The organism is Pseudonocardia sp. WMMC193 (assembly GCF_021728735.1).
GTDB lineage: Bacteria > Actinomycetota > Actinomycetes > Mycobacteriales > Pseudonocardiaceae > Pseudonocardia > Pseudonocardia oroxyli.
The window spans coordinates 5,098,302-5,112,187 of sequence record NZ_JAKKDO010000003.1 but is presented as its reverse complement, the minus strand read 5'-3'; the positions used below and the strand labels follow the sequence as shown (position 1 = coordinate 5,112,187).

Annotated in this window: 10 protein-coding genes; 6 read left to right on the top strand and 4 right to left on the bottom strand. The window is 64.1% G+C overall.

Translation table 11 applies throughout. The annotated features are described in order from the left end of the window. Positions 1 to 44: 44 nt before the first annotated feature. On the bottom strand, positions 45 to 317 hold the full coding sequence (locus L3X23_RS26315; RefSeq protein WP_237195420.1) for a hypothetical protein: 273 nt from the start codon (positions 315 to 317) through the stop codon (positions 45 to 47). A 283-nt stretch (positions 318 to 600) separates the two neighbouring features. Between L3X23_RS26315 and L3X23_RS26310 the strand changes: the two genes are divergently transcribed. Then, positions 601 to 2,235: an ABC-F family ATP-binding cassette domain-containing protein gene (locus tag L3X23_RS26310; RefSeq protein WP_237195419.1), complete on the top strand. Its 1,635-nt coding sequence runs from the start codon at positions 601 to 603 to the stop codon at positions 2,233 to 2,235. Then, the gene (locus L3X23_RS26305; RefSeq protein ID WP_237195418.1) at positions 2,232 to 3,476 is read left to right on the top strand and encodes an MFS transporter; all 1,245 of its coding nucleotides are present in this window, start codon (positions 2,232 to 2,234) and stop codon (positions 3,474 to 3,476) included. The genes L3X23_RS26310 and L3X23_RS26305 overlap by 4 nt, the downstream gene beginning before the upstream one ends. Before the next feature lie 301 nt (positions 3,477 to 3,777). Here L3X23_RS26305 and L3X23_RS26300 read toward each other — a convergent pair whose 3' ends face one another. Together L3X23_RS26300 and L3X23_RS36325 are read right to left on the bottom strand one after the other, a co-directional pair. Further along, positions 3,778 to 4,383 carry a Fic family protein gene (locus L3X23_RS26300; RefSeq protein ID WP_237195417.1) on the bottom strand — a complete coding sequence of 202 codons (606 nt, stop codon included), beginning with the start codon at positions 4,381 to 4,383 and terminating at the stop codon, positions 3,778 to 3,780. Beyond that, on the bottom strand, positions 4,380 to 4,703 hold the full coding sequence (locus tag L3X23_RS36325; protein WP_237195416.1) for an antitoxin VbhA family protein: 324 nt from the start codon (positions 4,701 to 4,703) through the stop codon (positions 4,380 to 4,382). Before L3X23_RS36325 ends, L3X23_RS26300 begins: the two co-directional genes overlap by 4 nt. 498 nt (positions 4,704 to 5,201) lie before the next feature. On the opposite strand from L3X23_RS36325, the gene L3X23_RS26290 reads away from it, so the two are divergent. From L3X23_RS26290 to L3X23_RS26275, 4 genes are all read left to right on the top strand, one after another. Continuing rightward, positions 5,202 to 6,926, top strand: coding sequence for a hypothetical protein (locus tag L3X23_RS26290; RefSeq protein ID WP_237195415.1), 1,725 nt, complete (start codon positions 5,202 to 5,204; stop codon positions 6,924 to 6,926). A gap of 459 nt (positions 6,927 to 7,385) precedes the next feature. Continuing rightward, the gene (locus L3X23_RS26285) at positions 7,386 to 9,005 is read left to right on the top strand and encodes an ATP-dependent endonuclease (RefSeq protein ID WP_237195413.1); all 1,620 of its coding nucleotides are present in this window, start codon (positions 7,386 to 7,388) and stop codon (positions 9,003 to 9,005) included. After that, positions 8,935 to 10,542, top strand: a complete 1,608-nt coding sequence (locus tag L3X23_RS26280; protein WP_308116943.1) for a UvrD-helicase domain-containing protein — start codon at positions 8,935 to 8,937, stop codon at positions 10,540 to 10,542. The genes L3X23_RS26285 and L3X23_RS26280 overlap by 71 nt, the downstream gene beginning before the upstream one ends. A gap of 258 nt (positions 10,543 to 10,800) precedes the next feature. Next, positions 10,801 to 13,230 carry a hypothetical protein gene (locus tag L3X23_RS26275; protein ID WP_237195408.1) on the top strand — a complete coding sequence of 810 codons (2,430 nt, stop codon included), beginning with the start codon at positions 10,801 to 10,803 and terminating at the stop codon, positions 13,228 to 13,230. Positions 13,231 to 13,432: 202 nt separating this feature from the next. Here L3X23_RS26275 and L3X23_RS26270 read toward each other — a convergent pair whose 3' ends face one another. Further along, complete coding sequence (locus L3X23_RS26270) at positions 13,433 to 13,840, bottom strand: NUDIX hydrolase (RefSeq protein ID WP_237195407.1); 408 nt, start codon at positions 13,838 to 13,840, stop codon at positions 13,433 to 13,435. Positions 13,841 to 13,886: the final 46 nt, after the last annotated feature.

Genomic DNA, 13,886 nt, shown 5'->3' with positions numbered 1-13,886 from the left:
AGATGAAGATGGTTCAGGGTGCAGCCCCCGCCCACCGCAGACCCTTAGCCAGAAACGGGCCCACCGGCGGAACGACGCTCGGCCCGGTCGTCATCAAGCGCCTGCGACCACGCCTCGACCACTTCATCCGGGACCAGGCCGGCGAGCTTGCCCGCCGAACGGCCGCCCTGACGGCCCGCAACCCGAGGCTTGACCAGCCGTAGGCGGGTCCCAGGACGCACGCCATGGCGTGCCAGCTCTGCGGCCGGGACCGTCAGGCTCCCGTCACCGCTGACGACGACCTCGAAGGAGTCGGCGATCTCGGGTGTGGTGCCCATGATCGCCTCATCCTACTGCCGAACCGTCGCCTATCAGGCCCGCTCGTCCCGAGGGCGATCGGACTCGGCCGCCGACGCGGTTGTCCGTTTCCTCATCTTCTGCGATCTCCGTGATGTTCGACTGCTACCATCCGTCTCGTGCATCTGTACTTCCTCTGAGCGTTGAGCTCGGTCCGTCCCTTCCTTGCGTCGTCGATCCTCATCCGGCGCCGGGCCGACCGCTCACCCTCACCTGCACATCCGCGGGCCCTCCGGCGCGCGCTGTGCCGTCGCGAAGGACAGCATGCCCACCCTTGCTCATCGCGCGCGCCATCGTGCGCAGCTCATCGCCTCGAACATCTCGCTGGCGCGTGGGACGACCCCCGTCCTCCAGAACGTCGATCTCACCGTCACGCCGGCCTCCCGCATCGCGGTGGTGGGCGAGAACGGCCGCGGCAAGTCGACGCTGCTGCACGTGCTTGCCGGCACCCTGCTCCCGGACAGCGGAACGGTGCAGCGCCTCGGCACGACCGGCGTCGCCGAACAGGAGATGGCCTCGGCCGACGGCCGGACCGTCGGCCAGACCGTGGCCGAGGCGATCGCCGAGCCGCTCGCCGCCCTGGCCGCCCTCGACGCCGCTGGGCGCGTGCTCGCCGACGGCGGACCGGACGAGCCGTACGCCGCAGCCCTAGCGGCCGCCGAGACCCTCGACGCCTGGGACGCCGAACGCCGCGTCCGGATCGCCCTGGAGTCGCTCGACGCCGAGACCGACATGACGCGCCCGCTCGCCGACCTCTCCGTCGGACAGCGCTGCCGCGTGCGCCTGGCCTGCCTGCTCGGCGCCGACGACGACTTCCTGCTCCTCGACGAACCCACCAACCACCTCGACCGCAGTGGCCTCGACTTCCTGACCGCGCGGCTACGCGGGCGTGACGGCGGCGTGGTCGTCGTCAGCCACGACCGCGCCCTGCTCGCCGACGTCGCGGAGACCGTCGTCGATCTCGACCCGACGGCGGACGGTCGGCCCCGCGTCTACGGCGGCGGCTACGCCGGCTACCGGGCGGGCCGGGTGGCGGAGCGGGAACGCTGGGAGGAGGAGTACGCCCAGCAGCAGGCTGAACACGCCCGCCTGCAGGACAGCCTCAGCGCGGCGCAGAACCGGCTCGTCTCCGCCTGGCGCCCCGAGAAGGGGCACAACAAACACGGCCGAGCCACCCGCGCCGGCGGGCTGGTTCAGAGCGTGCACCGCCGACAGGAGGCGCTCGACGCCCACGCGGTCACCGTCGCCGAACCGCCGCTGCTCTTCCGGTTCCCCGATCTCCCCACGCGCACCGGCACGCTCCTGCTCGGGGTCGACGGCGTCGCCGTCTCCAGACGGTTGGCAGGGCCAGTGTCGTTCACGCTCTCCCACGGCGACCGACTCGTCGTCACCGGCCCGAACGGAGCGGGAAAGTCGACGCTGCTGCAGGTGGCCCACGGCGACCTGGCACCGGACACGGGGTCGCTCCGGAGCTCTCGTGGTACGCGGCTGGGCTTCCTCCGGCAGGAGACTGATCTGCCCCTCGACCGACGGGCGAGCGAGGTGTTCTCGACGCGTCTCGGTGCGCTCGTGTCGAAGGGCGGGCTGTCGTCGGCGGAGGCGATCGGGCTGTCGCAGCTCGGGCTGCTGCGGCCTCGGGAGTCGGCCAAGCGTGTCGGGGAGCTGTCGATGGGGCAGCAGCGTCGACTCGACCTGGCCCTGGTGCTGGCGGCCCGTCCGCACGTCGTACTCCTGGACGAACCCACCAACCACCTCGCCATCACCCTGGTCGACGAGCTGACCGAGGCGTTGGGGGCGACCCGGGCGGCCGTCGTCCTGTCCACACACGACAGACAACTGCTCCGGGACGTCGGCGACTGGCCGCAGCTGCACCTCACGGCGGAGCGGGTGGCGGCATGAGCAAGAAGCTGCGCGCGTTGCGCCCCTTGGCATCGCGGGACTACCGGCTGCTCTTCTTCGCCGTCGGCATCGAGGTCTTCGGCACCGGCATGTGGACGATCGTCATGGTCTTCCAGGTGCTGGCGCTCGACGACAGCCCGCTCGCCCTCTCCGCGGTCGCGACGGGGATGAGCCTCGGCCTGTTCGCCTTCTCCATCGTGGGCGGTGTCGTGGCCGACCGGTTCTCGAAGCGCCTCATCCTCGTCGCCGTGCAGGGCACGACCGCCGCGGTGATGACCGTGGTGGCGACCCTCGCGTCGACGGGAGCGATCGCGTTGTGGCACGTCGCCGCGGCGTCGTTCGTGCTGGGCGCGGGCAGTGCGTTCTTCTACCCGGCCTACAGCGCCTACCTGCCGCAGGTGCTCCCGGCCGAGCAGCTCCTCGCGGCCAACGGGCTCGAAGGCGCGCTGCGACCCGCGCTGGGTGCCGGGCTCGGGCCCGCCCTCGGTGGCCTCGTCGTGGGAATGTGGTCACCGGCCGTCGGAGCCGCGGTGGTCGCGGCGTCCTACCTGGCCGCGTTCGTCGCCGTCCTGTTCCTCAGCCGCCGCGACGAGCCCGCCCGCACCGGGGAGCCGACGAGTGCGTGGAGTGACCTGCGCGCCGGCGTGCGCTACGTCGTAGGCACCCGATGGCTACTGTGGACACTGATCTTCGGCTCGTCGCTGGCCCTGATCATCCAGGGGCCCATCGAGGTGCTGCTGCCGTTCCTCACCCGCGAGCGGTTCGCCGACGGCGAGGCGGCCTTCGGCTTCCTCCTGGCCGCCTACGGGATCGGCGGAGCGATCGGATCGCTGGTCGTGTCCTCGCTGCGGCTGCCGCGGCGGTACCTGACCTTCATGATCCTCTGCTGGGGTGGCGGTACCCTTCCGCTCGCCGTCCTCGGCCTCGTCCCCGACCTCGTCGCGATGCTCGCGGCCCTGTTCGTGGTCGGCGCCGCCACCGGGGCGTGCGTCGTGATCTGGGGGACGCTGCTCCAACGCCTGGTCCCGCCGGAGATGATCGGACGCGTCGCGAGCCTCGACTTCTTCGTCTCCATCGCGTTCATGCCCGTCTCGATCGCCGTGGCCGGACCTCTCTCGCTGATCGTCCCGATTGAGGTGATCTTCGTGGCCGCCGGGGTCCTACCGCCTGCGCTCGCCGTCCTGGCACTGCTCGCAGGCCGGATGAGCACCCTCGAACGACGGCGCCCCTTGGACGCCTGACAGCGGTGGGGCCGACGCTTGCCCGGCCCCACCGCTCATGCCGGAGATGCACCCGCTGAGCTACGCACACAAGAGGCCACGAAACTTCTCGAGAAGCGCGCAGCGCAGGCCTCTGACCTGCAATGATGGAGCCGCCTTGGGGAGTCGAACCCCAGACCTACGCATTACGAGGGAATCGACGTGCGTCGCTCAGGGCCCCACCAGCACCGATCGCGCGGCTCACGGCGCACATGATGCTGAGGTTGCAGGCAGAACTCGGACCTCATGCCCCGAGCCATGCCCAGCCCGGCAGGCCGACTCTTCAGGACGACCGCGGTCGAGGAACGTCACCTTCAGCGTCAACCAGGCCATCGAGCATCGCCCGGAGGGGCGCGACATCGCCACGGTGGGCGAGCTGTGACACCCGTACGTTCTCCCCCGGGTTCATCGGCTCCCACCGCATCCGCCACCCCGCGTCTGCGGCGAGTTGCGCGAGGAAGGCCCGCTGCGTGCGTCCGTTGCCCTCCCGGAACGGATGCAGCGCGTTGACGTCAGCGAACAACTCCGTCAGACCGTCGACGAACGGTGCCCGACCCAACCCACACAGGAACCCGTCGCGCGCCAACCGTCCGAAGACGTCGTCGGCGAAGGGCTCAATGAACTGCGGCAGGCAGAACACCTCGCCCTTGCCGATCACCACCGACCGGAGCTCTCCCGCCCAGTCGTAGACATCGCCGAAGATGAACCGGTGGAACGCCTGCAGGTGCGCGAGGTCGTAGCCACCCGGAATCGGCTGCTCCTGCAACTCCACCAGACGCAAGGCGGTGAGCTCGGCCTCTACCTGCTCCAACTCGCCGCGGTCCACGATCCCCAGACGGTTCCGCAGGACGCCGTGCGCGGCGTCGAAGTACGGATCAGCGGGACTCACCGGCGATAGCGCGCCAGCACCTGCTCACGAGCCTCCGCAGGCGACAACCGCCCCTCGGCCACCGACTCCAGCCGGGCCAGTCCCTCCGCGCTCGGCTCCAGTCCCTCAGCGCGAACAGACGCAAGGGCCTCGCCCACCGCCTCGCGGCGACCCGCCGCCGCAATCAGCTGCTCGTAGCGCTCGACCGACATCACCACCGCCTCGGCGCGACGATGGGCACCCACGAACACCGGCTGCGCACCCGGTTCCTGCACCCGTCGAAGAGCCGCCGCCAAGCCCGCACGGAACTCCCGGAACGACATAACCTCAGGAAGCTGCACGACCACCAGTGTACGCAGATGCGTACGCACTCTCACGAACTCAGGGCGCACCCTCAGTCTGTCCAAGCAACGCACTCGCCGGGGCATGAGTCCGCCATGCCCTGGACATGCTGCCCCAAGATCCCTGGCAGCAGACCCCTGAACAGGGCGGATAGCACGAACGATCCCATGCCAAGAAGGAGTCGGCTGGTGCGCCGGTCTAACGATCCAAGCGCCCTGACAGAACAGCCATAGGGATCTGACCTGCGAAAACTGTGGAGCCGCCTTGGGGAGTCGAACCCCAGACCTACGCATTACGAGCCGGCGCTCCACCTCTAGCCCGCTGTCCGGGCCCGTCTCCGCGGGTCCGGACACGCAGGTCCGCACCGTGGCGACATCCGTGCAGACCGGCTAAGACGGCCGGCAACTGCAACCACGTCTGCAACCACGCTGGTCATGATCTGAGCGCGTCCGGACGAGGCGCGTTCCTCGGTCGAGCCTTCTCCAGGAAGGCTCCCCATGACCGACCGTACCCCCGCGCGCCGTGCCGACGACGACGCCGCGAGCGCCCTCGATCCTGCTCGGTTCACGGCCACACCGGTCCCCTCGACGGTGCAGTCGACGTATTCCAGCGACAGATCGCACGGGACCGTTCTGCCGGGCCGCCTCGCCGGACTGGCGCCGGCCACCCCTGGCGGCGCCAGCCGCACGGTGCGCGCCGGAGGCTGGCGCACCGGGCAGGCTGAGCGACGGCATCGGGGTGGCCATGCCCAGGCCGAGCCCGGCGGCCCGGCTGGGCTTGTCCTATGTGCCATATCTGTCCGCGAGGAAGAACGACTGGACCGCACAGCCGAGCCGGAGCCACCGTGGAAGCCGTCGTTCCCGAGCCCGGAGCTCGTGCAGCACGCGGCCGACCTCATCCCGCACATCAAGCCCGAGACGGGAGACCTCGGCGAGGGCCCTCGCTGGGAGATCGTCGTCAGCCCCGGTGCCTTCAAGGTCCGCACCCGGAACTACTCCCGGGCGGAACGGACGCACGAGCGAGCCGTTGAGCGCCATCGGAAGCAGATCGACGTGGCCGCGTCCTGGGACGGCGAGATCCCGGAACCGCTGCCGACCCGAGGCACGATCACGGGCTGGACCCGACGCTCCCGCGCCCGGCTCGTCGAGCGACTCTCCGACCTCGATTACACGAAGCTCTACGGCCGGTTCAACATCTGCTCCGACTGCCGCGAGGAGTTCGACGCCGACCTCGACCGCTGCCCGCGCTGCCGCTCAGATCACTTCAAGGTCGAGGACCGCACCGGTCGGCTTCCCGCGATGCTGACACTGACCTACCCTGGGGACTGGCTCGCGGTCGCCCCTTCCGCCGACGTGGCAATGGGCCACTTCCATTCTCTTTGCAAGCGCTACGCCCGTGCGTGGGGCGAGCCGCTCCGCGGGCCGTGGAAGAAGGAGTTCCAGCGCCGCGGCGCCGTCCACTTCCACATCTCAACCACGCCGCCGATGTGCATGATTACAGTTCCAGACCCCGAGACCGGCCAGCCGACCCACGTCGACTTCAAGCGCTGGCTCTCGATCGTCTGGGCCGAGATCGTCGCCCATCCGGACCTCGAAGAGCGCCGGAAGCACCTGCTCGCCGGAACGGGAGTCGACTATGCGCAGGGTCTGAAGCTCACCGACCCGCGGCGGATGGCGATCTACTTCGCCAAGTACGGTGCCGCCGCTACTGGCAAGGAGTATCAGCACCACGTGCCACCGGAGTGGATGGACGTCCACCTGGCATGCAGGAACTGCGGCAATGAGTACGGGAAGAGCATCGAAAGATGTCCCGCTTGCAGGTGCCCGGATGCCGAAGCGCTTCAACGAAAAAGCGCAGGCAGGTTCTGGGGCTACCGAAATCTGCAACGCGAGCTGGCCGTTCGAGAGGTAACTCCCGCAGTCGCCATCGCGGCGGGTCGGGTTGCTAGGCGCTGGTATCGAGCCAAGGGGCTGACGAAGACCAACCACCGACTGCGGGTCGACCGACACACGGGTCGCGCACTCTATCGCCCGAGCCGAGCGCGAAAGATCCTCTTTGGAACAGGACGCGGGTTTGTTTGCGTCAACAACGGAGCAGACTTCGCCTCACAGCTTGCGTCCTACCTGCGACTCACCCATGACCAATCACATGCGCGGCACCGCCCACAAGCCTCCGGCAGCAGCGAAGTGGACGTTCACCGGGCCAGCGAGCGGCACCCTTAGGCCAAATGGCCCAACTTGCGCAAACGGTCGAGTCGCTCCGCAGTGGCGGCGCTCCGCAATCGTACGATGATCACGCGCACCAAGCGTCACGCCCGATCGCTGACCTCGCCGTACGGAGGCCCCCGCACTGTGTATTTGAGCAAGCTTCTAGTTCGTGGTCTCCGAGCAAGCTCCGATAGCGAGATATCGGTACAATTGCCAGGTCGATTTAGCGTTGTTGTTGGCACAAATGGTATAGGCAAGACGACAGTATCCGATGCCGCCTACCTCGTACACACCCGAACATTTCCACGCCTACCCCGTTTTTCAGCTGCCGGACTGGGAGACGGCGAGCGACTAATTGAAGTTGAGTACAGGTACGAACTCCCGGGAGTACCTGAAGGACCGCTAGGCATACAGATCCAAACCCAGACGGGCCGGAACGCGCCAGGAACCATAGCCGCCAACTGGAGCAAGACTTTGAGCCGCGACCTCGGCTCAATACGGTCAGAGCTTCAGGTTCGGAATGACTACTCCGACGCAATCCGCTTCGTCTACCTCCCTGCATGGCGCAACCCTTTAGACGAGCTTGCTCGCCGAGAGGCTCGAATCCTTATCGAGCTACTTCGGGCACAGCAGCAGGACACGACCGGAAGCCGCAATCTCACCAATATTCGATCACGCGCATCTCGCCTTTTGGAGGACCTAGCGCAGCACGGCTCTCTTGCATCCGTCGAGGAGCGGATCAGACAACATCTTTCCTCTCTGACGGCGGGTGTCAGCAAGAACTGGCCGTATATCCGGGGACAGGTAGTTGACGACGCCTACCTTGCTCGTGTTCTGGAGCTGATGCTTGCAGCCCTTGAAGGTCGGCAGCACGCCCGCCCCCTTGAAGTCTCCGGCTTGGGATACGTAAACCTCCTGCACATTGCGGTCACCCTCGCCGCTATTCCAGACTCGGCAAATCCGCTTCCGGCAGGCAGCTCGTCTCCGTCTGAACCGGAGCGCTCGCCCGACGACGTCAGTCCCTCTGGAGATGATGCCGCGGACGCTGCCCTTCGGCTCGCGCAGGCCCAAGCCGAGCGTGACTCGCAAGAGGATTCGTTCTATCCGACGGCTCCGTTCCATGCGACGGTACTCATCGAAGAACCCGAGGCGCATTTACACCCCCAGCTGCAACATTCACTTGTACGATACTTGCGGCGAGTTGTCGACCAGCGCCCCGAGATTCAAGTGATTCTCTCTAGTCACGCAACTGACATCATCACTTCCTGCCCTCCCGAGAACCTAGTTGTACTGCGCAAAAAAGAGGATGGCCGTAGAACGGCGCTAGCAATTCAAGATTTACCAATGCCGGACCGAGCGAACGTCCTCCGAAAGACTCGCCTTCATCTGGACGCAAGTCGATCGGCCGCACTCTTCGCAGAACGACTAGTTCTTGTAGAAGGGGTAACGGAGGTCGCAATGTTGCGAGAGTTCGGATGGTCCTGGGCAGGACAGGACCTTGACAAACAGTCCTTCATCGATGCGCTCAGCATCGTTCCGATTGGCACGAAGGTTGGCCAATGGTCAGTACACCTCCTGGCGACCCGAGGCCACGAGCTGTGCAGCCGGCTCGCCATCCTGCGTGATAGCGATCTGCCATTCGAGGGAACGCCTACGAAACCCAAATGGCTTCAGGATCACGACCCGTCGATTGTCGACATGTTCCTAAGTCATCCCACCCTTGAACCCGCCATCACTAAGGGGAACGAGGACGTAGTCTCAGGCGCGCTGAAGCTTCTGGACCTTGAATTGCCTGCGGGCGACATCACTCCGGAGTCTGTCCATGCGATTTTCCGGAGCGCGAAGAAGGCCACTGAATCCACGCCGGCTATCCCCGCTGGGGTAGGTGCAGCACGGAAAGCCGAGTTCGCTCTCGCCGTTGCCGAAGTTTTAGCAGATTCACTCAAGCGCGGAGTAGAGATCACCCTTCCGGACCACATCAAGGAAATGTTCGATTTCATCTACCGAGGCTTTGCGCCTCTGGATGTCCCCACGACAACCATGTCTGATGTGCCAACGGCGATACCCCCAGCCGGTGCCGCAGATGGCATCTGAGGCACCAACAACACAAACTACGGATTCCGTGGCAGATTCCACTCACAGCAGTAAGTATCGAAGCCTGACCGAATCTCAGACGCGGGCCGCTGGAAGCACTACGGCGAAGCTATTCATTGAGGCAGGCCCAGGCTCTGGCAAGACGACAGTCGCCGCCCATCGATTCGGTGCACTCCGATACGCTCCTGCATCAGCTTACGAACATCGCGCAGTTGCAGCAGTGAGTTTCACGCGCGCTGCAACGTATGAGTTGCGGCGACGGGTGCGGAGTCTTTGGGGGCCCACTGCGCTTCAATGGCCGCATCGAATCGTGACACTCGACACGGTCATCTATGAACTCGTTCACTTCCTCCTGCAGGAGCGAATTCTTCACTGGCCGAACGGGCACGTCGCCTTGAAGGTCGAAGACAGCTGGAAAGTGCTGACGTCGACTTTCTACCAGCGCGGGATCTACGGCATGGAAATCAGCGGGGGATCAGTTCTAGTAAAGACTGGCTTCGCCAGAAAAGCCGCGCAGCGAGTTGAGCCGAGGTTCGTGAAAAGGATGATTGAGGCGGGCACCTGCACGCATGAAGATGTGCGAGACGTCCTCGAACTAGCCCTATCCTCGCCAGCAGTACGTGAAGCAGTAAGAGCGCGTTTTAATAGCTCCATGCGCGGGCTGATTGTGGACGAGATCTTCGATGCCAACAATCTAGATATCGATGTGATTGAGCTAGCGATTGAGGCCGGAGTATCAGTCAGCGTGGTAGGGGATCCTTGGCAGGCACTATATGTCTTCCGCGGTGCTCGGCCAGAAGACATTCCCGCGTTGGCGGCCAGGACTAGCATGTCGCGAGTCGTGCTAGAGGATTCATTTCGTTGGCTAAGCGCCAGTCAGCGGGACCTAGCAGACGGCCTACGCTCTGGGCGCGGGGTAAGCCTTGAGCGATCTGATGACGGTGGCATATCCGCTAAGATTGACGTTGCGCTCGGCGTACTCTGGAAGGATATCTGGGATGTTGGCGCCCACGTCCTTCCGCTGGCCTTTCATGCACCTAAAGGCAGTAGTGAAGAAGCCGCAGCGACGATACTTCTGAACCACGTCGTACGTGGCGTTATGGGGGAGGATGCCACCTACCTCGGAGATGCGCTGACCACGCTGGCGATCTCTGATCCGGACATCCCTCGTCAGCTGGAGCCTAGCCTCCAGGAGATTCTCGACACATTACGACAGCCTGGCGCAAAGTCGGCAAATCACGCTTACAACCAGTTGAAAGCGACTATCCAGGCGGTCTCGCCGCGCGAGATGCGGCCTGTTCATGGGGCATACACTAAACGTTTGAAACAGATCCGGTCGCGGATACTGCACGAGCAAAGGCCAGTGCTAGGCTTAACGATCCACCAAGCAAAGGGCCGTGAATGGGGTGTTGTTGGGCTTCGGATATCTCAGGCAGCGCGCGATGCGCTCCGAAGCGGCTTGGATGTGCACGAGGATCTCCACCGAAAGCTGTATGTGGCGTGTACGCGGGCGCGGGAGCGGACCGTCGAAGTGTGAGAAGAAAGCCCGTCTCAACTTCCACGCTTAGATCTCCCCAACGGGGCCTCTGGTAGCTCCTGGGTATGTCGTGAGGTGGCGCACCTCCTGAGGAGTGCTGCGCCCGCAGTGGCGCCCGGTTCGCCGGACGCTACGCGGGTGGTAGCGAAACCATCACGCCGATGCCGCGAACCAAGTTCTTCTAAACCCACTTAGACCTCGACCTCGCCACCTGTTTCCTGCAACACCCGGCTCACGGAACGGGGATACACTCCGCTCATGGGCATCCTCGACGACTCGCCGCTCGAAGGCACCTACGGGATCGAGCGAGTTCTCTATCCTGCCCCGTTGGGCCACATAGTGGACGAGACGGACTACTCCGCTGCGATCAAGCAGGTCCAGGAAAACTGCCACACTTGGGGCGGAGCATTCAATGTGATGGCTCCCGCGGCGCGGGGTGGATCTGAGCCTGATCCGTGCTGGACAGAACTTCTGAGGTCCTCGCGCCTCCACGCTGTAGCCGGAAATGGTGTGATCCAGCCCCCAGGGGAGCCAACAGCCCTCTCGCGCGACGTGTTCGGCACGATGTTCTTAGATGATGTTCGTAACGATCCAACTCTGCTGACAGTCTTAGCCTGGTCGAATAAGTCGACACGTGACGAACGTCGACCTGTACTAGACGCGAGCAGGGTCGCCGTAGATAATCCCTGGCATCTCGCGTATCTCGGTATATGGGGCTCACTTCCAACGACGTTCGACACGTTCGAGCTCGAGGTTGGCAGGCTCGCACCCGACGCAACGTACGAGTCTGTCCTACGTTTCTCAGACGACCCTTTCGAACCCGACGCTGACCATCTTCTGAAAAGCCTCCGCTCCGCGGAGATGCCTGCCGCTAGGTATAGCAGCTGCTTTCTATCCTATACAAGTGGATCACTCGGCAGTCAGTTCAACAGCACTCCGACACTTCCAATCCGGGGGTACACGGCTGCCGATTTCGGGCCTAACGTTATCGTAGTTTACGAGCCAGGGAACGTTTCCGATCTCTGCCTTCTTTGGCAACTGCGCGCGGTCTCCGGCCTCGCCAGCGGCTTTCCGTTGGCCATCCCGGCGAGTGAAGATGTGTCGTCCATCGCACTGAGGTGGGTTCGGGATTACGCACCACATCTGTGGGGAATGCGTGACCTCAAGTGCGCTTTCGTCAGCACATCTGTCCCACTTCAGGAGCTTGAGCAACTTGCCGAAGCAACGCCACACTTTCATGCCATCAATTGGTGGGAGGTCGTTCGACCTGCACCTGGCTGTGGCATCTGGTCGTCGGCTGTTGCGAACTTTTCAAACGGGGTCGCAAAGCTTCCTTCCATCACAGAGGTCGACGAATCGACCCTAACTCGTAGTGTACTTGAGCAGATAGGGTTTCGCCTAAGCCTACGAGTTTCAGTGCACGGTAAACGTCTACCTCGAAGCAATACAATGAATACCGAGAGTTACTTCGGTCCTCGGTACAATGATGGAGCAATAGTTCAGGCCTCCACTAGGCGCGACTTCGTTGACGTACGCTACCCAACCGGCATCGACGTAATGCATGCCGTAGTAATGGACCGCGGTCTCACTTGTCGCCTCAGCACCCCCGGACGCATCGCAAGCCAGCTAGTTGCACAGATCGGCTCCGTCGACGAACTAACGTGGCTATGCTCACCGTTAGTTACAAAACTGATTGATGAGCTCACAACCCGGCGCGGCCAATCCTACATCAAGCGGCGACTCGCTGCCTTTCTCCAGGAGCCTGACAACGGCTCAATCGAATCGAGCGCGCGAGCCGAGCTTGTTCTCGACAGAATCAATAGGGCGCTGGGCGGGCCAGAGGACGACGAAGACCGTTCCGACGTTGCGTACAGCGTAATACAACGTCACCTCGGTTCTCGCGATGCGGCTCTCGCATGGCTTGATTGGGCCGAGCGCCGACGGTTGCTATTACGAGGCACCCTCATTGAGTGCCCTGAGTGCAGCTATAAGGGCTGGCGGCCAATGTCTGACATTGCCCCACCGGTCATCTGCAGAGGTTGCACTAAAGAGATTGAGAAGCCTTACAAGAACGAGAGTTTGAACTATCGGTATCGAGCAGGTGAGGTTCTAGTCCGCGCCCATAGCGCTGACGTCCTCTCCCACCTATTTGCCCAGCGGTATTTCGACCACCTATACAGTTCCGGCGATGGAGACTCCTTCATATATGGCTCATACCCAGGCGTTGAGTTTCTAGACGATGCAGGCTCCGTTATTGGTGAAGCTGATGTCCTTCTCGTCACCATGGATGGAGGCTTAGTCGTTGGTGAGTGCAAAACGCGCGCGGGAGGACTTACCGAAGATGAGCTAGCCAAGCTGTGGAGGGTCTGCGATGCCCTCGATGCTTCTGCCAGTTTTGTGGCCACATTGGACTCTTCTGCAAAGTGCAATGAAATCTGGCGGACGAGGAGCGTGACGGGACGGCCACATTTCGCTCTGACAGCGGAGCATCTCTACGAGTTCACCCCCGTCAACGCAGTCGGCGATAAACCACTCGAATGGCGTGAGCATTACCGCCCGTATGGCGCTAAGAGCCGTGAGGCTAACGAGGCTGAGATCGTAGAAGAGTTCGCTAAGCACCTTGGGAACATGTCGAGTTGGCAAGATACATTCAGGCTGCCTGGATGGCGTCTCCCCAAGCGGGATTAGCACCTCCCTCGCGGCGCAGGTACAACCCGACCAGGAGCGCTGGCGGGGGCCTCGGTGGAGCGCCCGGCGGACGAACGACCGAGGCCCCCGCCGGCGCTTCTGGTAGCCCTTGGGTGCGTCGTGAGAGAGGCCGACCTCCTGAGCGGTGCCGGGTCCAGGGCGGCGCCCTGGTCGCCGAAGGCTTCGCCGGAGGCGGCCAGGCTCAGGTGCGGACGAGGTTGGTGCCGTCGTGGGCGCGAGTGACGACACCGTCAGGGAGAAGGGCATCGGTGACGCGGATCGCGTAGGCGGGGTTCATCTGCTCGGTTATCTCATCGACGGTCAGCCAGTCGACGGCGCGGGCCTCGTCGGTGCTCGGGACGGCCGCGCTCTGCGGGTGGCAGCGGAAGACCATTGCCACGATGCCGCGGGGAAGGTTCTTGTAGATCCCGGTGAGACGCTCGACCTCGACCTCGACGCCGGTCTCCTCCAGGACCTCGCGGCGGACGCCGGCCTCGAAAGTCTCGTCCAGTTCCAGCACGCCGCCGGGGGGCTCCCAGTGGTGATTGTCCCGGCGCTGGATCACGAGGATGCGGCCGTCGTCGCGGACGACGATCCCGGCAACGCTCACCGAGTGCTTCGGTGTCCCCACGGCCCCGCTCCAGTCACCGCTCGTC

What these genes read in the sequence shown, in the direction of transcription:
- L3X23_RS26315 (WP_237195420.1), bottom strand. Translation starts at nt 317, where the DNA reads ATGGGCACCACACCCGAGATCGCCGACTCCTTCGAGGTCGTCGTCAGC.
- L3X23_RS26310 (WP_237195419.1), top strand. Translation starts at nt 601, where the DNA reads ATGCCCACCCTTGCTCATCGCGCGCGCCATCGTGCGCAGCTCATCGCC.
- L3X23_RS26305 (WP_237195418.1), top strand. Translation starts at nt 2,232, where the DNA reads ATGAGCAAGAAGCTGCGCGCGTTGCGCCCCTTGGCATCGCGGGACTAC.
- L3X23_RS26290 (WP_237195415.1), top strand. Translation starts at nt 5,202, where the DNA reads ATGACCGACCGTACCCCCGCGCGCCGTGCCGACGACGACGCCGCGAGC.
- L3X23_RS26280 (WP_308116943.1), top strand. Translation starts at nt 8,935, where the DNA reads ATGTCCCCACGACAACCATGTCTGATGTGCCAACGGCGATACCCCCAG.
- L3X23_RS26275 (WP_237195408.1), top strand. Translation starts at nt 10,801, where the DNA reads ATGGGCATCCTCGACGACTCGCCGCTCGAAGGCACCTACGGGATCGAG.